Annotated in this window: 13 protein-coding genes; 3 read left to right on the forward strand and 10 right to left on the reverse strand. The window is 43.4% G+C overall.

Going from position 1 to position 21,206, the window contains the following annotated elements:
• Positions 1 to 375 precede the first annotated feature (375 nt).
• The 3 genes from B1A85_RS13260 to B1A85_RS13270 form a co-directional block, all read right to left on the reverse strand.
• Positions 376 to 1,944: a response regulator gene (locus B1A85_RS13260; protein WP_104547388.1), complete on the reverse strand. Its 1,569-nt coding sequence runs from the start codon at positions 1,942 to 1,944 to the stop codon at positions 376 to 378.
• A 34-nt stretch (positions 1,945 to 1,978) separates the two neighbouring features.
• Positions 1,979 to 4,528, reverse strand: a complete 2,550-nt coding sequence (locus B1A85_RS13265; RefSeq protein WP_104547389.1) for a PAS domain S-box protein — start codon at positions 4,526 to 4,528, stop codon at positions 1,979 to 1,981.
• A 499-nt stretch (positions 4,529 to 5,027) separates the two neighbouring features.
• Positions 5,028 to 5,690 (reverse strand): HAD family hydrolase, encoded by a 663-nt coding sequence (locus tag B1A85_RS13270; RefSeq protein ID WP_104547390.1) that lies wholly within the window; start codon positions 5,688 to 5,690, stop codon positions 5,028 to 5,030.
• Positions 5,691 to 6,015: 325 nt separating this feature from the next.
• Between B1A85_RS13270 and B1A85_RS13275 the strand changes: the two genes are divergently transcribed.
• Positions 6,016 to 6,333: a thioredoxin family protein gene (locus tag B1A85_RS13275; protein ID WP_104547391.1), complete on the forward strand. Its 318-nt coding sequence runs from the start codon at positions 6,016 to 6,018 to the stop codon at positions 6,331 to 6,333.
• 8 nt (positions 6,334 to 6,341) lie between these two features.
• Here B1A85_RS13275 and B1A85_RS13280 read toward each other — a convergent pair whose 3' ends face one another.
• Both B1A85_RS13280 and B1A85_RS13285 read right to left on the reverse strand, forming a co-directional pair.
• The gene (locus B1A85_RS13280) at positions 6,342 to 6,569 is read right to left on the reverse strand and encodes a DUF5818 domain-containing protein (RefSeq protein ID WP_104547392.1); all 228 of its coding nucleotides are present in this window, start codon (positions 6,567 to 6,569) and stop codon (positions 6,342 to 6,344) included.
• Complete coding sequence (locus tag B1A85_RS13285) at positions 6,566 to 8,332, reverse strand: S8 family peptidase (protein ID WP_104547569.1); 1,767 nt, start codon at positions 8,330 to 8,332, stop codon at positions 6,566 to 6,568. The genes B1A85_RS13280 and B1A85_RS13285 overlap by 4 nt, the downstream gene beginning before the upstream one ends.
• 128 nt (positions 8,333 to 8,460) lie before the next feature.
• Here B1A85_RS13285 and B1A85_RS13290 point away from each other — a divergent pair, with 128 nt between their 5' ends.
• Together B1A85_RS13290 and B1A85_RS13295 are read left to right on the forward strand one after the other, a co-directional pair.
• On the forward strand, positions 8,461 to 8,889 hold the full coding sequence (locus B1A85_RS13290) for a hypothetical protein (RefSeq protein ID WP_104547393.1): 429 nt from the start codon (positions 8,461 to 8,463) through the stop codon (positions 8,887 to 8,889).
• Between the two features lie 166 nt (positions 8,890 to 9,055).
• Positions 9,056 to 10,645, forward strand: coding sequence for a hypothetical protein (locus B1A85_RS13295; RefSeq protein ID WP_104547394.1), 1,590 nt, complete (start codon positions 9,056 to 9,058; stop codon positions 10,643 to 10,645).
• 132 nt (positions 10,646 to 10,777) lie between these two features.
• On the opposite strand, the gene B1A85_RS13300 is transcribed toward B1A85_RS13295, so the two are convergent.
• The 5 genes from B1A85_RS13300 to B1A85_RS13320 all read right to left on the reverse strand — a co-directional run bounded on the left by B1A85_RS13300 (position 10,778) and on the right by B1A85_RS13320 (position 20,800).
• Positions 10,778 to 13,063, reverse strand: a complete 2,286-nt coding sequence (locus tag B1A85_RS13300; protein ID WP_104547395.1) for an ATP-binding protein — start codon at positions 13,061 to 13,063, stop codon at positions 10,778 to 10,780.
• Between the two features lie 81 nt (positions 13,064 to 13,144).
• Entirely contained in the window at positions 13,145 to 15,487 is a 2,343-nt protein-coding gene (locus tag B1A85_RS13305) for a glycoside hydrolase family 31 protein (protein ID WP_104547396.1), read from the reverse strand.
• 350 nt (positions 15,488 to 15,837) lie between these two features.
• Complete coding sequence (locus tag B1A85_RS13310; protein ID WP_104547397.1) at positions 15,838 to 18,498, reverse strand: family 10 glycosylhydrolase; 2,661 nt, start codon at positions 18,496 to 18,498, stop codon at positions 15,838 to 15,840.
• Complete coding sequence (locus B1A85_RS13315) at positions 18,498 to 19,820, reverse strand: TIGR03279 family radical SAM protein (protein ID WP_104547398.1); 1,323 nt, start codon at positions 19,818 to 19,820, stop codon at positions 18,498 to 18,500. Before B1A85_RS13315 ends, B1A85_RS13310 begins: the two co-directional genes overlap by 1 nt.
• 20 nt (positions 19,821 to 19,840) lie before the next feature.
• On the reverse strand, positions 19,841 to 20,800 hold the full coding sequence (locus tag B1A85_RS13320; RefSeq protein ID WP_104547399.1) for an undecaprenyl-diphosphate phosphatase: 960 nt from the start codon (positions 20,798 to 20,800) through the stop codon (positions 19,841 to 19,843).
• Positions 20,801 to 21,206: the final 406 nt, after the last annotated feature.

The following is a 21,206-nucleotide window of genomic DNA, read 5'->3' on the forward strand; positions in this document are numbered from 1 at the left end:
TTCTATCGCCCATTTGGGGTTAGCAACTTTATTTTCCAGATTTTTCTTCACCTATTCCACAGATTTACTTAACTAAATGCAACTATCAATTAAGTAAGCGGGAGGGTTGGTAATTAAAGTAACTGGTCATTGGTAAGAATCTTGATTCCCTATTACCCATTACCCCTTACCCAACAAATGTTACGTATGATATTTAGTTAATACCCACCCACTTATTCAATTTTAACTAATTACATTAGATGCATTTTTATCCACAAAGTTTCTCCAACTATCCGAGTTGTCATATTTGTGTAAGTTGCGCTATAATATATACCCTCTTGATTAATTTTTACCAATCTTTCCAAATCGCAACTCATGAAAAAATTAATCTATTCTTTAGATTTTATTATTTTCAACTAAATTAGTTAACGTGACGGTAAATATTGTCCAACCTTGAGCGCTTGTTACATTGATCGTTCCTTGTAAGTGTTCGACAAGTTTTTGTACTAAAGCCAGCCCTAACCCTGTACCGCCTTGTTGCCAGCGATCGCTTTGCGGAATGCGGTAAAATTTTTCAAAAATTCGCGGTAATTGCTCCTGGGGAATTTCTGCTTGATTTTCAACGCTGAAAATTGTTTTTACTCTTGATAAATCTGTATTTGATGCAACTTCTTCGGGCGATCGCGCGTCAATTTGACTAATAGTTAAGACGATCTTTCCACCCGCAGGAGTATATTTGCATGCATTATTTAAAAGTTCTACTAAAATTCGCTCGACGCTAGCCCGACCAGAAACTAAAGGTGTTAAATTAGGGCTAATATTCACTTGCAGTATTTGTTGACGTTGTTCGCTGCGATGCGCAAATGGCTTAATTATTTTTGTTGCCCAATCGTTTAAATGAATAGCTTCAGCAAGTAAAATTGGATAAGTTGCTAACTCAAGGCGTTGTAAATCTAATAAATCATTGATTAGCTCAGTTTCCCGCGTGCATTCTGCTTGCAAGATTTCTAAGTACCGCCGACTTTTTTCGATATTATTAGATGAAAGTAGTAGCATTTGAATCGCCATTTTCATATTGGCGATCGGAGTACGTAATTCGTGCGAAACAGTACTTAAAAAATCATCTTTGAGTTGATTAAGTTTTTCTAATTGAGCAACAAGTCTTTCTTGTTCAATTTGCTTTTGACGAGCTTCTTTTGCTTGCTGGCGTTCTGTAATATCGCGAAATACTAATACCGCACCTGTAATATTGCCTTTGTCGTCGCGGATTGGTGCTGCACTATCATCAATTGGAATGGCTGTTCCGTTTTTGGTAATTAAAAGTGTTTCTTCGGCGATCCCAACTGTAGTTCCTTGTTTCAAAGCTTGGATAATCGGGCTGTCTACTTTTTGCCCAGATACTCCATTTGTGATATTAAAGATTTCTGTTGCGTCTCTACCGTAGGCTTCCTCTTGCGTCCAACCAGTAAGCGACTCGGCTACAGGATTCATAAAAGTTACTGTTCCGCAAGCATCGCTAGTAATCACAGCATCGCCAATGCTTTTAAGTACTGTGGCTAGCCATCGTTCGCTTTGTCGCAGCTTTTTTTCGATTTGATGCTTTGTTAGTGTAATTTCAATTGTTGTTTTTAACTCTTTCTCTTTAAAAGGTTTTAAAATATAACCAAATGGTTCTGTTGTCTTCGCGCGTTCTAATGTGCTGTCATCAGCATTAGCGGTTAGGTAAACTATCGGAATATTCAAATCATCATAAATTAGCCGTGCTGCCTCGATTCCATCAAGTTCTCCTTTTAAATGAATATCCATTAAAATGAGGTCAGGGTTCTTTTCTATTGCTTTATTGATTGCTTCCTTTCCCGAACAAACAACACCAACCACAGCGTATCCAAACTTAGTTAGCCGATTTTGTATATCTTTGGCAACAAGAAGCTCGTCTTCTACGATTAGGATACTTGCCTTACTCATTAGGAATACTTATCAATTTCAAGAGATTTGACGCTCAAAACTTAATATTGAACTCTGCACCACTGTCACTATGAATATCTAAACTACCTTCTAATTGTTGCGTTAAAGCAGAGACAATTTGTAAGCCTAAAGAATCTGTGGTGTTTGGATTCACATGTTTCGGTAATCCTATACCATCATCTTTAATGGTGAGGTGATATCGATCATCTAGGGCAGCCAAATTGATATAAATGTTGCCTTTTTTATGATTTGGGAAAGCGTGTTTTAAAGAATTAGAAATTAATTCATTAATAATTAAACCACATGGAATGGCAATATCTAAACTCAACAAAATACGTTCGATATTCAGATGTAAAATAATTCTTTCCGAAGAAACATCATACGAGCTAAACAGATTAGCGACTAAATTTTGAATATAATCTGCAAAATCAATTTTTGCTAAATCGCGTGATTGGTATAATTGTTCGTGAATTAACGCCATTGAAGCTATTCGGTTTTCACCAGTTTTTAAAATTTCTAGCGTTTGTTGGTCTGTAATGTATCCTGATTGTAAACTAAGTAAACTAGAAATAATTTGTAAATTATTTTTGACACGGTGATGAATTTCTTTGAGTAAGACTTCTTTTTCAACAAGCGAAGCTTGAATTTGATCGGCGATTTGTTTTTGCTTCGTAATATCGCGGAGAATCCCACTAACGCGGATGACTTTACCCGCCATGTCATAACTCACTTTTCCTTGATTAGCCATCCAGCGGATTGAGCCATCAGGATGAACTAAACGAAATTCTGTGCTGTAGAGATGCTTACTCTCTGAAGTAGATTGAAGCCGAAGTTCTTGCAGCACGCGATCGCGATCTTCAACGTAGATTAAATTAAAAAACTCAGTTGCCGTATTTATTTTTGTTTTTGGTGGCAAGCCGATAACACTAGGGGCATTATCAGAGTGACTAATTTCATCGGTTAAAGTATTCCAATCCCACGCTACCATATCAGCCGCACTCAAGGCAAAGCGCAAGCGTTCTTCACTTTGTCGTAGTGATTCTTCAATGCGTCGGCGCTCGCAAATCTCTGTTTTTAACTCTTCGTTTGCTTTTGCTAGTTGTGCTGTTCGATTTTTAACTCGCAGTTCTAGTTCATCGTGCGCTTTTTGTAACGCGAGTTCAGCACGATCGCGTTCTTGTTGCGCCTGAGCATTCTTAATAATGATTGACAGGTATTGCGTAATAACAATTAATGTACCAATTTCGTGGTTACTCCACTTGCGCGGCTGCGGTGCGTCAAAGCGCAACAAACCAATTAAATGATCCGAGCATTGTAATGGCACGTCAACAAACGCTTGAACGCCATAGCTACGAAACAAGGCACCGTTTTGCGACGTAAAGCGGAGATCCTGCGCGATGTCTTCTACCACAATTGGTACATTCATTTGTATCGCTTGTAGATAGTCTGGCATTGTCTGCAAATCGAATGTAGCTCCCTGAAGTGAGGGTATTCCTGTGGGCTCTAGCGAATGAATGACAGTCATAGTGCCATTTTGATCGATTATCGAGTAAGCAACGCGGAGCACCGGAAAACATTCACTGATTTGTCGCACAGTGCGTTTAATAATCTGCTCTACTGACATACCTAGCATCATTGCGGTTGAGATGCTATTAATCAGTTGCAGTCGAGTTTGACTATCTAATAAAGCCTCTTCAATTTGCTGGCGTTCAATAATTTCGCTGTACAGCTGCTCATTAGCGTTTTGTAACTCAAAGGTGCGGCTCTGTACTCTAAGTTCTAATTCTTCCTTAGCCTTTTGTAAAACGATTTCTGCTTGATGATGCTCGGTAAAATCATGAATAACTTTGGCAAAACCACGCAAGCAACCATTGTCATCGCGTAACGCAGTAATAACGCAACCTGCCCAAAACCACGTACCGTTACTCCGCAAATGCCAAGTTTGCGCTTCTGCACGCCCAAGTGCGATCGCTTGTTCTATTTCTTGTTGCGGCTTGCCACTACTAATATCTTCAGGGGTAAATAAAGAAGAAAAATGCTTACCTAAAATTTCTGCTTCTTTATACCCGAATAAGTGTTCTGCCCCTACATTCCAGCTAACAATGTGAGCATCAGCATTGAGCATAAATATTGCATACTCGCTAACACTTTCGACGAATAAACGAAAGCGTTCTTCGCTTTGTTGTAAATTTTCTTGATAGCGTAAAGCTTCTAGTCTTCTTGTTTCTGCTTGTTTTTTTGCAGTACTTAACTCTGCGACGACACACGTAATTGCAGCTCCTTCAAAGATGAATAAGCTTAGCTTTATCGCATAACCTACAGTATTAACTACGAAAGAATGAAACGGCGAAATCAAAAAATAATCGGCGCATAAAGCCGCTAAAATTGTCGCAAATATTCCACTTGACTTGCCACCGTACCAAGTACTAACGACGATTGCAAAGAAAAACAATAAGAAGGGACTTTCATCATCAATTAGTGGTGCAAGTAACAGTTTGACGAGCAGGGTAAGGCATATTGTAGCTATAGCTACAGTATAGCGACCCCTTAAAAAATTCTTTTTTCTCCCAAAATAAACAGCCATACAATTAGCTTTAGTAGCACAACTAACAACTTTTGTTAGTAGTACTTAGACGCATTTCTAAATCGACGACATGCTTTAGTCTTTCTCCTAATTTTCGTTCCATAATTCTGATGTTTCCTACATGCTTGATTAACCTATAGTTTTTAACAAATATAATTTTCTTCATAAAAATTATTTTATGTTGTTTCATTAAGCATATCTACATGGTTTAATTATTTTGAGCGTAAATCTTCTGAAGTGATTTCGCACTTTGCAACTATCTTATGCAAGATTTCAGCGTGTTTTCGCTTGCCAAGAGAAAATTTCTGTGTTAATTAGTGTACAGGGCATCCGCATGTGGATGGTATAAGTTCTTTCAGATGTGTATCAATACCGCCATTAAGGCAAGGTTTGCGCTTATCCGAAAAAACTGGGCAAACGCAAACTACTGCCTTAATTAACTTTGAGCCCCCGCTCTTTGCTATAGCAACGACCTAATTACCTATTACCCGTGATACTACTATTGTTTACCCAAAAGCGAGTCATCGTAGTGCGCGAGTAAATCCGCCGGAGCGTCATAAATTGCTTTTGCGCCTTCGAGTTGCGCGTCTTCAAACCCTCCGCAACGCAATGCGATTGTGCCAACACCAACAGCACTCGCCGCTTGAATATCGTATGGTGTATCTCCTAGCATCAATACGGCATCGGGTGGCAGTTCTAATTTACTTAAGGCAGCTTCGACAATATCAGGTTCGGGTTTAGAAGCTTCAGCATCACTCGATGTTGTTGCTTCGTCGAGTAAGTCGTCTACCTTTGCCGCTTTGAGTAAAACTTCTAGCTCTTGACTTGTCGCCGAACTAGCAATAATCAACCTTAGTCCTTGCTGTTTCATCCGCTGTACTAATTCTCGCGCTCCTGGAGCGGCTTCTAGCTTGGGTCCATACTGCTCGATGATTAGTTGTTTGCGCCGTTCAGAAATCTTTTTCCCGTCGCCTTCTTCTTTATTTAGCCCTGGCACCATTCTTGGTATCACCTTATCACCGCCCATTCCGATCAGCGGTCGGACTTGTTCAAATGAGATGTGATATCCATAGTCTGCAAATGCATCAACCCACGATTGAGCATGAGCATCATTACTCAACACTAGCGTACCATCTACATCCACAATCACTGCTTGTACCACGTAATACTCTCCTCTTAGCAGTAGGGTAGCGTCATTTTTTAAAGTTACCTATTTCCTTGACAAAACTGCATACCCTATTGTGGAGAATTGAGGTGTCAACAATCTGCGACTTCAGACGTATACAATAAATAACTTAAGTAAGCGAGTGAAAATAAACGTGACTAGAAAAGTTGGTCATTGGTCATTGGTAAGAATATTGCGCAACACATTTCCCATTACCTATTACCGCGTTTTTCAACCTCGACTAGTGTGATATTTAGTTATCACCTAATTACGTTCTATGCTACGTCTTTAATTAACACTTTCTGACCCACGAGGATAGATAATGGAGCGAGCAGTTATTAAGTTTTCATCAGAAGATTGCGGCATTTGCCATAAAATGTCATTTTATGACCAAAAGGTAAGTGAAGAGCTAGGATTAAAGTTTATTGACGTAAAAATGCAGGATACGGCAACTTATCGCAAGTATCGTAAGATTCTGCTAACGCAGTACCCTGATAAAGCAGAAATGGGATGGCCTACCTATCTTATCTGTGATTCCCCTGAAGGCGAATTTAAGATTTTAGGTGAAGTCAAAGGCGGTCATCCCAAGGGAGAATTTAGAAGTAAACTACAAGCAGTGTTAGATTCTGCAACAGTTTAGCTAAATGACTAATCGCTAACAGGTTCAAACGATCGCACTTCGAGGACAGGTCCAATCATTGCAATTGTCATGACATCTTCGCGGATCTGTCCTGTGACTTTAACTTTTTTGCCTGGTTGCAGCAAGTCTTTGGGGGCGTTATGAAGTTCATAAGTTGTGCCGTCGTCTGCGGTTAGCGCCCACGCGCCAGTACCCATGTCGCTGCGTTGAATCGTTCCTGTAACAGTCGTACTCATGTTGGTTGCTCCACTTTGACGGCTAACACTGCGAGGCTGTAACACATTAAAGCATTAACGAACAGAAATACACGGGCGATCGCACCGCTACCCATACCCCAAACCGCGGGCGAGACGACGGCATTCACACCCAAACACGCTGCAACACCCAACGCCGTACCGATCGCAAACCACTTCCAAACAGGTTTATTCAAAAAGAAGGCAACGAGGAGAAACGGAATCAAAACGCTAGCGAATAAGGGATTTAAGATATTGTTACCCGCGATCGCATTGCCCATTTCAGGAATTGAACTGCCCATTATGCGGAAGGGAACTTGCGGAAAATCAAAGATGTAGAACCCGCGTAAGAAGAATAACCCTGAACTTCCGGCAACTAAACCACCAAATAATGACCAACTCCAAGTAAACGGAAAGTAAACGCGTAAAAACCAAGCGAGGAGATAAGAACCCAAGACCATCGCCAGTTTCGGAAGTAACGCCACCGCACCACCATCAATCCAAAAGCGCGGATTGAGATAACCGTTATCGCGCAACCACCGGAAGAAATCGCGAAAACTGATTTGTCCGCGTACCGCAAGTTTCACTGCCGCTGCTGCATCGAGTTGTCCTGCACCGTAATGATTTAAAGTATCATTCTTGACGCGCATAGCAGATTTTTTCAAGACATTTCGCACTTGATCTGGTTCTTTGACGCCAGTTGCTTTGATTAACGCCGCGACACCAGCAACGTGAGGGGCTGCCATACTTGTTCCTTGAAAAGAAACAAACATCGCTTGTCCATCAGCATTAATCGTTTCTTGCAGAATTCCTCCTGCCCCCGTACCCACACCACCAGGCGCAGAAATATCAACACCTGCACCAAAGTTAGAATAAGGGGCTTTTTCTCCGGCAGCATCAAGGGCAGAAACACCAATTACGTGCGGGTAACGCGCCGGATACGACGCTGAATTTTTGTTCGCGTTACCTGCTGCTGCAACGATTACGACACCTTTACGATGCGCATAGGCGATCGCGTCTTTGAGTAAGTGACTCTCACCAGCACCACCCAAACTCATATTAATCACATCCGCCTTGTGGTCAGCTGCAAATTTAATCGCTTCGGCAATATCCGCAACCGTGCCACCTCCAGAAGCACTCAATACTTTTAATGGCATGATAGTCGCTTCATACGCTATTCCCGCAACGCCGTAATTGTTATTCGTCGATTGGGCAATTGTCCCCGCGACGTGCGTTCCATGCCCGCTATCATCTGTCGCCGTTTCGCGGTTATTCACAAAGTCATAACCACGTACAAACTTGGTTTGCTTTAAGTCGGGAACCGGAGAAACACCCGTGTCAATGACGGCAACTGTGACACCGCTACCTTTCGTTTCATCCCACGCCGACTCGACTTTGATTGAGCGTAAATTCCACTGTTTGTTGTAGTCCGGATCGTTGGGAACTTCTAACGCCTTATAAATGTAGTTCGGTTCAATATATTCAGTGGACTTGGCAACAGGAGACTTGCGCAGGGCTTTAAGAGTTGCCCGATCCCCCTTGACAATGTACACATTATCTGGTTTAGAAAAGATACTATTTAATTGAGGGGCGAGGTTAAATTGCTGGGCGATCGCACTGAGTTGATTGTCAATTTGGGATATCGGAATATCTTCCCGAAAGTCCAGCACAATTTCCTCAAATTCACCCTGACTTGCTAAGCCTTTGAAATTGAACAAGCCAAAACATAGTCCAATTAAAACCAAGCCTACTAGTAATTTTTTCATATCTTGCTTCGGCACTAGTTTTACGATCAACATAACGTATGTACCGTCGCTCTTGCCTTGATGTTGCAAGATAGTTACAGTGTGAGAGCGAATACGCTCACTAAGTATAAATACGGAACGGTTGGATTATGGAACGCGGAATTTTGTGGTTAGCACTGCTAGCTGTTTTTATTTGGTTAGCATGGCAAGGGAAAAACGAATATCAAAAAGTTGAAAACTATCGCGTGTGGGCTGAACAATTTGAACGAGCTAAATACGATATTTATGCCGTTTTGGGTCAAAAAGGAACAAATATAACTTGGGGAAAACCGACTCAAAAAGGGCTTGTTGAACTCGAAACTTTTTCGTTAAAAGACGTGCAATCAATTCAACTATTAGTTGATAGCCAAATTGTTAATTTAAATAACCTACCCCGTAAAGGTCGCGATGTTGCTTTAGAATTTCTGCTACCATCCACGCAAATACGCATTCCCTTTACAGAAATTCCCCTAGCCGCCGAATGGGGTAAATTTTTACAACAAGAATTACAACGCCTAAAATTGGAACAAACCGATTAAAAAACTGGTCAATCTATTTAAGAAAGAGGTTAGCAGATTTGCAAAAAAAGTACTTCTTTACCATCTCACGATCCTAACCTGAAATTAAAACTGTGTGAGTTCATGCAGGTGGACTGCGTTCATCTAGCGGTGACTGAATTCACCAGTGCTTTGGAAATTTAATCCTATGAAAAAAGTCGTCACATTATTAAGTGTCGTCTGGCTACTAAGTGCTTGTAATTCACTTTCCCAATCAGCTAATAATACAAACTCTTGTCCACAACCTACAGCAGCCGTTCAAGTAGAGCCAAACCCACAAATAGGCTACTTTGAGCCTTTTGATTATCAGATTCGAAATATCGTCAAAGATAATAATAAAATAAAATTTCAAACAACAAAATACGACTTCGTTTTTTGTCGTAGTAACAATAATTGGACTGTGCAAGCAGGAACTTTACCTAGCGAATTGCAACCACCGCAAAACTACTCGCAAGTCGTAAAAGAAATTGTTAATCCAGCCTTCAAATCGATTACTTTTAATGAAAGAACGTATCAATATCGTGTCCGGCTAGAACCAAATTACACCTTAAGTGAAGGTGACATCTTATCGCGCCCAGAAGTATCGCCAGAAAACGACAAAGTTGTATTTGAATTAACCACTCCTGACAGTCAACAACCGCAGCAAACAATTCTATATACTCTCAAAGATTTACAAACATCTGCTGTACAAAACGGATTTTCCAGTATCGGTACGCGATTGGGGGTTCCCCAAATTACAGCTGCGGTAACGGATGGACAACGTATTTGGTGGGCGATCGCATTTGAGCAAGGCGAAGGTAATAATGGTATCGCTACGATTGTCAGCTACCAACCGCAAACTAATCAGTTGACGTTATTTCAACCTCAAGAAATTACCTCGCAACAAATTACCGATTTAGTCGTGACAGGTGAAGAAGATACGCCTACATTGTGGTTAGGGACGAAGATTAGTGGAGAAGGCAATCCAAATATTCCAGCCTATGGGCTAGTTGCTTATCGCCCAAATTTAGTCAATCCGAATGCGAGTAGTCTTAAGGCTTATACTGTTCACAATAGTCCGCTTGTGGGGGCAATTCCGACACAACTTGAAGTCGAAGGCAAAACACTGTGGGTAGGCACAGGAAACGGTATTTGTCAAGTGCAATGGCAAGCTGCTGAAAACCCCGATCGCTGGTTGTGTTGGCGGTTTGCGTTGATGGCTAAACTGCCTTCAGAAGCCCGAATTTATCGTGGATTGCTCGAAAAAACTCCGGCGGCGACGCTACCGAATACTCAAAGTGAAGTTGAAGTTTTGTGGTCGCAGCCCCTCGATTATCAAACACGTCAAAGTCGCTACGAAGTTCGCTACCAGCCAGGTTTCACAGTAACGCTGAATGAAGGGGCAAAACCTGCACAATTTCCCCAGTGGATTGCACCAGGAGAACCAGCAATTGATTGGGTCGGTTCCGAATGGCATTGGCAGGGCGATCGCTTTGTACGCGGCTGGGATGAAGTAGCAGAAAATGATGTTGGCGGTGGTCCTCGCGGAATTGCATCTAGTATGAATGTAGAACCCAATCGCCCTAGTAATTTCAACGCTATGCGCGGCGATCTAGAAATACTCGCAATTTCTGAAAATACGACAACGCTAAAGCATTACTCCGGTTGGGTTGACGACGTACTCAATCCTTATTTAACCGTTGTGCCGCAAGCAAGAGGGCAAACACAACCGAATCCTTTAACTAAATTAGAGCAATAGAAGCTCACAATGGTTGCGTAACTAACCTCTTATGACTGACGCAATCTTAGTGTTTTAATAGAACCCCCTCCAAAAAAGCAGCTACTCATAGAAGCAATGATTGTTCAAGGTGGCTGTTGTAAGTCCTGAACTCTAACCCCTATTACTAGCACTTCTGCCAACTAATTTGGCAATAGAAGCAACTAGCTGTACTGGTTCAATCGGTTTTGTGGCATGAAGTTGAAACCCTGCAGCTAAAGCGCGTTGACGGTCTTCGTCCCTCGCGTAGGCGGTTAATGCGATCGCCGGTATGTTTTTCCCGCACTCTGGTGCTAATGCCCTAATTTTTTGAATCAAACTATAACCATCTTCTTGCGGCATGCCAATATCGCTTACAAGGATATCTGGCGGTGATTGTTCGATAGCATCGAGTGCTGCATTTACTGAGGCAACTTCTTGCACGCGTGCGCCATATTCTTCTAATACAGTCGATATATAATCGCGAATATCCGCTTCATCATCAACGACAAGAACGCGCAATCCGGTAAGTGGGTTTGCTGTATCTATCAGCGCGGATGACGTACTAGAATTTTGTCCGGCTACTTGCTGATTCTGGATACACAGCGGCAATTCAACCGTAAAAGTAGCCCCTTGTCCTTCTCCAGCGCTAGCAGCGTAAATGCGACCGCGATGCAGTTCGACTAATTGCCGAACGATCGCCAGTCCCAAACCTAAGCCGCCATTGCCTCGGCTACTAGAGTTATCAGCTTGCCGAAATCGCTCAAACACAAATGGTAAAAAACTGGCACTGATACCTTTTCCTGTATCGCTAACTGCAATTTGAACAACCGTACCAACTTGTTGCGATCGCACAGTAATACGCCCACCATTTGGTGTAAATTTAATCGCGTTCGATAGTAGATTCCAAATCACTTGTTGCAACCGCGCAAAATCTCCGGTAACAAGAACAGATGAAGAGGTTGGTACCTCATGAACTAACTCAATTGATTTTGTATCGGCTGCGAGTTGTACTGTTTCAATTGCCGCATTGATCACAGCGAGGATATCAACCGTATCAATATTAAGATGAATTTTGCCGCGAATAATCCGCGATATGTCAAGTAAATCTTCGAGTAATTGTAATTGTGCTTGACCGTTGCGTTCGATTGTTTCTAAGGCACGCTCCATGGTGGTAGCATCAAACTGACGCGTCCGCAGTAATCTTGCCCAGCCTAGCATCGCATTCAGTGGCGATCGCAACTCGTGCGAGACGATGGCTAAAAATTCGTCTTTACTGCGATTGGCACTTTCGGCTTCAGCGCGTGCAGCTTGTTCGCTGGCAAGAAGGTCCGCGCGTTCTTTTTCCGCTTGCTTGCGTACGCTAATATCTCGTGCGACAACTTGTGCGGCTGGTTTTCCACTGTAAATAAAAGGGAAAGCAGCGACTTCCACATCGACGACACTACCATCCAATCGCACAAATTTTTCTTCAATGAACGGCACAGATTTTCCTGCCTGGATTTCCTGCATTCGTTCTTGTGCGATCGCTTGACTTTCTGAATGAATAATATTTAAAACTGGTTGACCAATGAGTTGCTCTACGTTCTCAGCATTAAGTAGCTTTACGGCTGCACTGTTAGCAAAGACAAGCTTACCTTCACATTGAACAAAAAGCGTATCCGGCATTAATTCCACTAGTTTACGATATTTTTCTTCACTTTCTCGTAAGACTTGCAAATGACGTTGACGTTCGGCAAGAATTGCTTGACGTTCTGCACGCGTTTGCCGCTCTTGTTTGACTTTAGCAGCATAATTGCGAAAAAATTCGCTTAATCTTGGTTCCTCAGCAACCAAAAATCTCAGATTGTCTAAAACTCGTTTATCGGCTTCATACGAAACTTCCGGATTAGCTTCCATCCACACGTGACAAGTCTTGACATAGGCAACAAATGCAACTAAATGTTGATAATTACTTGCCCCTAAGATTTGACGTAGCTGGGTGCGGTAGCTTTCTGCGGCTTCGCCTTCTAGAGAGATAAATATGGCGCAAGCAAGTAAACTTTCTTCTAGTTCTGAATTTGCCGCAGGTAAAACATCTAGCTGGGAGTATGCGGCGAGTCGCTTTAAGTGCAATTCAATTTCTTCTATATTCGGTGGTGGAGTTTCCAATAGCTGCAAGACTTCTGCTGCTTTCATCCCCAACGGACGTAAAGTACAGCTATGACAAACCATGCAGTAAGGAACAGTACAGAAGCGCGACAAGTAAGCACTCAGCTTTTCCTTAAAGACCGCCGATAAGGGATTATGGATATAAGCAATAAGTGTTTGCTGCCATAAATTTTCCAACACTTGAGAGTTATGCAGTGCTGGACTAAAGAATGGCGGAAAAAAACCAAACTTATCCTCGATCTCTGCTTTAATTTGCTCGCTCGTGCGCATTCTCAACCTGTTGTACAATTCTTAATTTTAAATAAATTTGTGGGTGACAAAAACCTGGGTGACAACTCTTGTATATTTCCACTAAAGTGCTAAGTCAAAAACTAGCTGTTGTGCTGTGCCATCATCACTAAATCGTTGTTCGCCAACTCCCACAAGCTCAACAATAACTTCGCGGTTAGGTAACGACCAATTTCCCTGACGCTGATTAATACTCACAACTACGCGGTTTTCTTCAGTATTTACGCTGATTTTTGTAGTCGCATAGGCATCATCTCGATAAGCAAACGTATGCCCATCGTCTTCGTAAAGCGTAAATTCACCATTACCCTGCCAAACACGTATTGTTAACGGGTCGAGCGATCGCTCATCGACATACTGCATCACTGGTTGCATCGGTATAATCGCACCCGCCTTCGCATAAAGTGGCATAGTTTCCAGAGAGGCGTGCGCGAGGATGTGCGTTGGTCCAGTATAAGAGGCACCACTCCACCAGTCGTACCACGTGCCTGCGGGTAAGTAAACCGCACGATGCTCGACGCCAGGACGATAAATCGGTGCAGCCATCAGTGAGGAACCGAGTAACACTTGGTCGTGCAGCGCGTACGTATGCGGATCGTTGGGAAAATCGTATAGTAAAGGACGTAAAATCGGCGCGCCTGTCGTTGTCGCTTCCCAAAACAGCGTATAAATGTACGGCAATAGCTGGTAACGCAAATTAAGATATTCGCGGCAAATCTTTTCAGTGCGATCGCCAAACGACCATGGTTCGTGTTGTGCAGTTGTCAGCGCCGAGTGTCCGCGCATAAACGGATACAGTATTCCCACTTGCATCCACCGCGCAAATAATTCTGCTGTAGCATTACTCGCAAATCCACCAACATCGCACCCGACAAATGCAACTCCCGATAGCCCCATATTGCACAGCATCGGTAGCGACATTTCTAGGTGATCCCACAATGAATGATTATCACCCATCCACACCGATGACCACCGCTGAATTCCTGCATACCCCGATCGCGTCAACACAAACGATCGCTCAGTTGGTCGCAGTTTCTCCAAACCTTCCGCACAAGAACGCGCCATCATTAATCCATATAAGTTATGCGTCTCTGCGTGTGTCGCGCGGTCGTCTCCTTGCGGTGCATCCAACGGAAACCAAATCTTATCACCTTCATCCCCAAACGGGCGATCGCTAATGGCAGGTTCGTTCATATCGTTCCAAATTCCGGCAACGCCAATATCAGTTAAACTTTGGTGTAATTCTCCCCACCACTGGCGCACCTCAGCACGCATAAAATCAGGAAATACAGCTTTATCGGGCCATACGTAGCCGTGAAATAGCTGTCCGTCAGCTTTGCGTACAAAATAATTGCCTGTAACTCCTTGGTCGAAAACGTGATAGTCTGCTTCTGGCTCGTACTTCACGCCAGGGTCAATAATCGTCACCGTTTTAAAGCCAGCTTCCGCGAGTTCTTGGATTAACTTCTCTGGATGCGGAAACCGCTGAGGACTCCAGGTAAACACGCGATATCCTCGCATATAGTCGATATCTAGATGAATCACATCACAGGGAATGCGGCGATCGCGAAACTCTTGGGCAAGTTTGCGGACGATTATTTCCGATTCGTAACTCCAGCGACATTGGTGATAACCCAAAGCCCATTTGGGCGGTAAAGCCATGCGCCCTGTTAACTGCGTGTAGGTATCAAGAATTTTGGCAGGTGTCGGACCATAAATAATGTAGTAATCTAACTCACCCGCGTGCGTTTCCATTCTCCAGATTCCTGGCTGTTCGACACCAATATCAAAGCGACTCCAAAACGTCGTATTAAAAAAGATGCCATAACCGACTTCCGGACGCAAAGCAATAAAAAATGGAATCGCTTGATACATCTCGTCAGTCAGCGAACCGTAGTCTAACGCATCCGTTGTCCAGTTCGTTTTGACTTCACTGCGTTTATCTAATAAGCCTGTACGTTCGCCAAACCCGTAAAAATGCTCGTCAGCCGCAATTTGCTTCCAAGCTGCTGTTGTTCCTAAGCGCCAGCCAATTCCTGGTGCAGCATCAACTGCAAAAGGACGATTTGCTATATCAAAGCAAGCAATTTGACAGTTTTCGCGTTGGACAACGATACGCAATTGTTCAGTTTGAATTTCAATGGTAGTAGCAGTTTCCTGCACCTCAAATGATGGAATTTGCCACGCTGCATCATCCTTGGTCACTGCCCACGATCGCCTTGGTGTAAACTCTCCTGTAGGTGCAACCCGCACGCGAATCAAATGAGGGGTAAGGATACTAAGTGTCAAACACGACTTGCCACAATCAAATCTGACACAGTGTTGTTCTTGAGAAATATTTTGTACTGCGCTGAGTGTTTCCCACGGCTGTTCGTCAATTGGTAGTTGTCCAAAATATTGCGGCATAAAGCATAAGGCGTTATTTTCATCGGCAGTCAGTGTATGTTGCCGAGGATAAAAATGACAAGCGCATTGAGGTAGAGTCTCTCGTAATTCTTTGGATTTATGAATTCTGTTGTGTTATCTGTTTGTAAAACACCGAAGAGAAATGCCCCCTAAATTTCTCACGAGTGGGAGACTTTAAGTTGGTTCCTTAATTTTGGGCAAAGATTAAGAACAACTTTTATTCGCAAAGCTAGGAGGTGGAATTGATTCAACTGCATAAGTTTTAATAGCAATTGAGGTGATAGTCAGCTTTTAACCTGACGCCTGCTATGCGTGCTTGTGTATAAAACTTACAAATTCCTCTATTATACCTATTCCCGATTGGCAACAGGTGCAGCATCGCGTTTGAGAACAACAGTTTCACCATAGCTAAGAAGCCTTTCAATTGTCGCCAAACGATTTTCCCAGACTTTCGTTTGATAAGGATTTTCTAGCGCGTAGGGACGCATCCAACTTCTAAATTGCAACTGAAAGTTTGTCAATGCGGCTCTAGCCACACTTAAGCGATGCAACGAAGGCTCTGCAGCGAGTTGCTTTAAAGCATTTTCTAAATCGGTAGCTTGGATGTTAAATAAAGAAAGCGATCGCCCGTGTAATCTTAGTTGGTTGTTGGCGACGAGAAAGTTCCATTCTTGCTGCAAGCTATTGTAACGGGCTGCGGCAGTGTGGAACGGCTGGCGATAGGGGACTGGGGCTTGAATGTTGCCTTGAGTCCGCTGAAACAGCAATTGTAACTCTTCACTCAAATTTTCCACGGCAAATAGCGAATATCCACTGACAGGAAGATCTCTTGCAAGTTGAATTTGATCGACTGCGGCTGGTACTGGCAAATTAAGCAGACGAATTCCTGGTAAGACTAACGTCGAACCTAATTTGTTTGATGTAATCCATGGTTGTGCGAGACGCCCAAAGCGATACGTATCTAACGCATAAGTCATGGGGACTATCATATCAACATCGCCGCGACTTGCCCACACTTCCCAATGCTGTTGTAACTTTTGAATGCGCTCGTGTTCAGAAAGCGGAAATACGGCTGCTGATAAAATGAGCTGAGGATGCTTGCGCCGCAAGTGTTGCGAGACTTCAGCAACAAAACTATCAACTTGCTGGGTACGAAATTGCGTCCATTTTTGCCATAAAGCCGGTTGGCGGGGTGAAATTTTTACAGGATCGACTCCAGTTAATTGCTGAAACTTTTGCCGTGCGGCTTTACCATAGCCATAGGTGCGTTCTGCCCCAGGATCTTGGAAGGGATAGCGAATGTAATCGAGTTGCAACCCGTCGACTTGATAGCGGCTGACAATTTCTTCAAAAAGTCGTAATAAATACTCTCGTACTTCAGGGTTTGCGGGGTCTAAAAATGGTTTTCCTTGACCAGGAGGAAATATACTTCCCCGATTGTCATAACTTGCCCAGTCTGGATTAGCGGCAATTAAAGGTCCTGGATACTCTGCTGGCAGATTAACGATAGTATTGTGACGTTGGTTGCCTGCCGCAAATACCCACACCCAAGCATGTAACTCCATGTCTCGTGCTTTGGCTAGCTTGACCGCACTTGCGAGCGGATCCCATCCTTGAATCAATGGATTCTGTTGGGGTGCAACCGTACTGGGATAAATCGGATAGCCTGCATTTACGGTTTCAAAAAAGACAGTGTTAATGCCTGCAGCGGCTAATTGGTCAAAAATCCTAGCAAGTCCTTGTTCTGAACCTGCACGCACAATACTACCGCGATCCAACCACATTGCGCGAATTTCAGGTTGAGCGAGTGGGCGATCGCTTGGGAAATTTTGCCACAGGAGCTGCTGTGCTTTGAGCCATTGGTTTCGCGCAGCAACAAAGTTCCCTTGTTTGACAAGTTGTGGTAGCGTTTTGGCGATCGCTTTCGCGTCGGCTAGGGCTTTTGCTGCAGCTTCAGATTCAACGATTGAGTTAGCTTTGGTACTGCTTCTTGCGTTTGCGGCTAACTGCGCGCTTTCGAACCGACCAATCAAGTTGTAGAGTTCTTGTTGTAGTGCGATCGCTTCTACACTTGAGATGGGGGTATTTGAGTCGGGTGCTGTTGGCAATCCTCTAGGAACAATGCGCTCGATAGCTTCTGCTTCAGGATGAGCAGGTGCTAGCGCGCGTGGTGGGGCGGGTGTCGTTGGTTGTGCTGGTGGTGGAGATGCAGCGACTGCACTACCATTACAATTTTTTGGCGTTGTCGTTGGCGCATCTGATAGCGGAACAAAGCGGCTGACTGCTGCGCGCAACCAAGCACTATCCATTGCAACTGGTGCAGCGTTATCACTTCCCCACTGCCAGCCTAACACTGTCGAGCGTTCGGTTGTGACAACGGCTGGGGGAGTGTCTTTTGATTGCCAAATCGCTGCTGGTTTGCTTGTTAAATTAGTGGGAATCACAACTCCACCGCGAATCGTTCCTGCAAGCCCTGGTTGGCGTACCCAGCTTTGCGTATTAATTCTTAATGGTTGCAATTGCGAAGGTTGACTCATCTCAAAACCCCAGTAAGCCCCTAACAGCGAGCGCAGTAGTTGCCGTACGCCTGGTTGACTTGTATTTCCTACAGGACCACTCGCAATCACTTTGCCGCCGCGGCTGAGCCATTCTTCTAGTGCAATTGCTTGTGTTGGAGACAAATTTGTAACATTAGGTAAAAATACTACAGGAGGATTGCTGAAATCGGTTACATTCCTCACATTTTCTATGTCTATAACACAGTATGCGACTTTTGCTGCTTGCAATCGCTCGGTTATTCCCTGCCATTGCGTCGTATTTTCCTGGCTTCTCACCACTCCCAACACGCTTTTTTCTTGGGCTATTGCGGGTTTTTGCCCTGTGAGGGGACATACAAACGACAAAAGGTAGGACGTCAGTGGTAGTAAGCAAAATAATTTGATGCGGATTTTTAGATAATGACTAGCCCGTGGTGATGGTTGTGAGGCTGTCAACGATAGCTTTATAGACATTACTGCGTACACATCTCGATGAGTTCTTCTACCCCCCGAATCGGTACTACGGGTGTTTTCAGTTTACTCGCTAATTCCACAATCGTCATGTCATCTAAAAAACACGCATCCTCCTGTTTTAACATCAGTGCAGGTAATAAGATTTTTTCGCCTAAATCCTTTCCTTGCAATCCTTGTAGTAAATCTTGTCCAGTAAGTAAACCAGTGACTGTGATACTTTGCCCCCAATAATTGCTACATAAAGCAACCATATTTACCTGTAAATTTACGACTTGATTAAGTTGCTGTAAGATTGGTTGAAAAGCGTGTTCGACAGCATTACCAACTACCCAAGTCACTTTTCGCGGAGCAGAAATTTTGGTGGGAAGCTTTTGGGCGGCGATCGCAAACTGTTTTAAGAAAGCGCGGATTGAACCAACACCATTATCAATTTGAGGATAGTCTTCGTAGTGCGATTCTGGCGGAAGTTCTTCTTGGGCGATTAAAAACCACTCATCGGCTAGCCATGCAAAGGTAGAACCAAGTGAAGCGCGAAACTTATCTTGCAGCGATCGCACTTGCGCAATCACTTCTTGCGCCTTGGCGCGATCTACAGGAATCAGTTCATCTTCTGCAGGGCGAAACCGCGTTAATCCCACAGGAACAACCGCAACAGAAGCAACTGCGGGTATTTCTCCTTGATGAAAATGAGCTAAATCGAGTAGCGTTCGTTCGAGATGAATGCCATCATTGATTCCTGGACATACAACAACTTGAGCGTGAATTTGTAGCCGTCGTTGTTGAAACCACTCGATGTGTTGTAAGATTTGCCCTGCACGCGGATTTTTTAAGAGTCGAACTCGGACTTCGGGTTCAGTCGCATGAACGGAAACATAGAGTGGTGATAAGCGTAACTGTTCGATGCGTTCCCATTCTTTTGGTGGCAGATTCGTCAAGGTTAGATACGAGCCGTATAAAAAGCTTAATCGGTAATCATCATCTTTGAGATATAGACTTTGCCGTTTTCCAGGTGGCTGCTGGTCGATAAAGCAAAACGGACAGCGATTATTACATTGAATCAGATTATCAAATAATGCCGTTTCAAACTCTAGCCCCAAGTCTTCATCGTAATCTTTTTCGATTTCAATTTGATGACTTTTACCAGCAGCGTCGAGAACTTCGAGTTCTAGCACTTCATCCGCACACAAAAATTGATAGTCGATTAAGTCACGCGGACGATTACCATTAATGCTGACAATCGCATCGCCAGGTTCAAAGCCGATCTCTGCGGCGATCGATTCGGGAAGAACTTTGGTAATTTTGGCAGGACGGACGTGACTCATAAAACGAAAGACATAGGCTACTAGATGTTTTGTAGTAGTCCAGTGCCAATTGCAGTTAAGATGGCTATTCCAAATGCTAACCTATACACAACAAAAACCCAGGTGTTATGCGTTTGCAAAAACCGTAACAACCAGGCGATCGCCGCATAGGAAAACACCGCAGCAGAAATAATCCCAGCAACTAGCGGCCAAACTCCCGTATTGCCTAATCCTATCTCAATGGCATCTTTCAGTTCTACTAATCCTGCTAGCGTAATGGCGGGAATACCCAACAAAAAAGAAAATCGAGCAGCAGGGGCGCGATCTAATCCTGTAAACAATGCGGCTGTTAACGTTGAACCGGAACGCGAAACTCCAGGGATGAGTGCCAAAGCTTGCGCTAAACCTACCCAAAGACTATCTTGCAGCTTGAGGCTATCTAAACCGCGTTTGCGTCTTCCTACTTGCTCAGCAAGCCCTAGTAATAACGCTAATCCAATCGACGTAAACGCAATAACTTGCAAACTCCGCATAGGCGAGTTATCGAAATCTGGGATTAAAAATTTGATGAGTAATCCAAAAAAAACGATCGGAATTGAGCCTAAAACAATTCCCAAGCCAAGGCGGAAGTCATAGGAATTGTAGTTTTTAGCTGCGATCGCTTTCAATATTCCTGTTGTAATTTGCTTTAAGTCGCTCCAGAAGTACCACAGCACTGCCCCAATACTACCCAATTGAATCACTGCGGTATAAGCAACGCCTGGATCGCCCCACCCTAAAACGACTGGTACAACTTTCAGATGTGCGGTACTACTGATGGGTAAAAACTCGGTTATCCCTTGCACCATACCGAGAATAATACCTTGAAACACATTGATTTGAGAGCCTGCAACTATCTCTGAATTTGGTTGGCTGAAAACTTTGCTTGGTAAAGTAGCAACTGCGAAGGTAGCGACACTTGTGCTTGCGAGTTTAAACCAGCGCGGTAGGGATAATGCCATGTTCCTGTTTCTATACCAATGTCTCGTACAGCATAGCGGCAAATAGTTCGATCAGCTACATCTTATTCTTCTTTTTAAGAAATTCTTACTTTCGCAGGATGCTTTTGCAGGAATTTGGCAACAAGGTTTAGCGTTATCTGTTCTTCAAGCAAGGTAGAAGGAAAACGGTTGCTTTACTCAAGCAAAAAATAAATTTTAAGTATGGTCAGCCTTTAATTAAGATCCTCACCAAACCTTTGTTTGGCTGTTTACAATTACTGTTCTTGCCAGAACTTCCCTGTAATTGAATCTTCTACCTTCTATCTCCTGCCTTTTCACTTACTGACTTTTTAACTCATCGCTAAGTGGCAATTGCTTTAATTCCAATTTAGATTATGATAAATATGCCCCCTGGGGGGATTAATGC

This window comes from Chroococcidiopsis sp. TS-821 (genome assembly GCF_002939305.1).
Taxonomy (GTDB): domain Bacteria; phylum Cyanobacteriota; class Cyanobacteriia; order Cyanobacteriales; family Chroococcidiopsidaceae; genus Chroogloeocystis.

Excerpts from the sequence above, each read along its gene's own strand:
- B1A85_RS13260 (WP_104547388.1), bottom strand. The coding sequence starts at position 1,944 with ATGAGTAAGGCAAGTATCCTAATCGTAGAAGACGAGCTTCTTGTTGCC.
- B1A85_RS13265 (WP_104547389.1), bottom strand. The coding sequence starts at position 4,528 with ATGGCTGTTTATTTTGGGAGAAAAAAGAATTTTTTAAGGGGTCGCTAT.
- B1A85_RS13275 (WP_104547391.1), top strand. The coding sequence starts at position 6,016 with ATGGAGCGAGCAGTTATTAAGTTTTCATCAGAAGATTGCGGCATTTGC.
- B1A85_RS13280 (WP_104547392.1), bottom strand. The coding sequence starts at position 6,569 with ATGAGTACGACTGTTACAGGAACGATTCAACGCAGCGACATGGGTACT.
- B1A85_RS13285 (WP_104547569.1), bottom strand. The coding sequence starts at position 8,332 with ATGAAAAAATTACTAGTAGGCTTGGTTTTAATTGGACTATGTTTTGGC.
- B1A85_RS13290 (WP_104547393.1), top strand. The coding sequence starts at position 8,461 with ATGGAACGCGGAATTTTGTGGTTAGCACTGCTAGCTGTTTTTATTTGG.
- B1A85_RS13295 (WP_104547394.1), top strand. The coding sequence starts at position 9,056 with ATGAAAAAAGTCGTCACATTATTAAGTGTCGTCTGGCTACTAAGTGCT.
- B1A85_RS13300 (WP_104547395.1), bottom strand. The coding sequence starts at position 13,063 with ATGCGCACGAGCGAGCAAATTAAAGCAGAGATCGAGGATAAGTTTGGT.
- B1A85_RS13305 (WP_104547396.1), bottom strand. The coding sequence starts at position 15,487 with ATGCCGCAATATTTTGGACAACTACCAATTGACGAACAGCCGTGGGAA.
- B1A85_RS13310 (WP_104547397.1), bottom strand. The coding sequence starts at position 18,498 with ATGTCTATAAAGCTATCGTTGACAGCCTCACAACCATCACCACGGGCT.
- B1A85_RS13315 (WP_104547398.1), bottom strand. The coding sequence starts at position 19,820 with ATGAGTCACGTCCGTCCTGCCAAAATTACCAAAGTTCTTCCCGAATCG.
- B1A85_RS13320 (WP_104547399.1), bottom strand. The coding sequence starts at position 20,800 with ATGGCATTATCCCTACCGCGCTGGTTTAAACTCGCAAGCACAAGTGTC.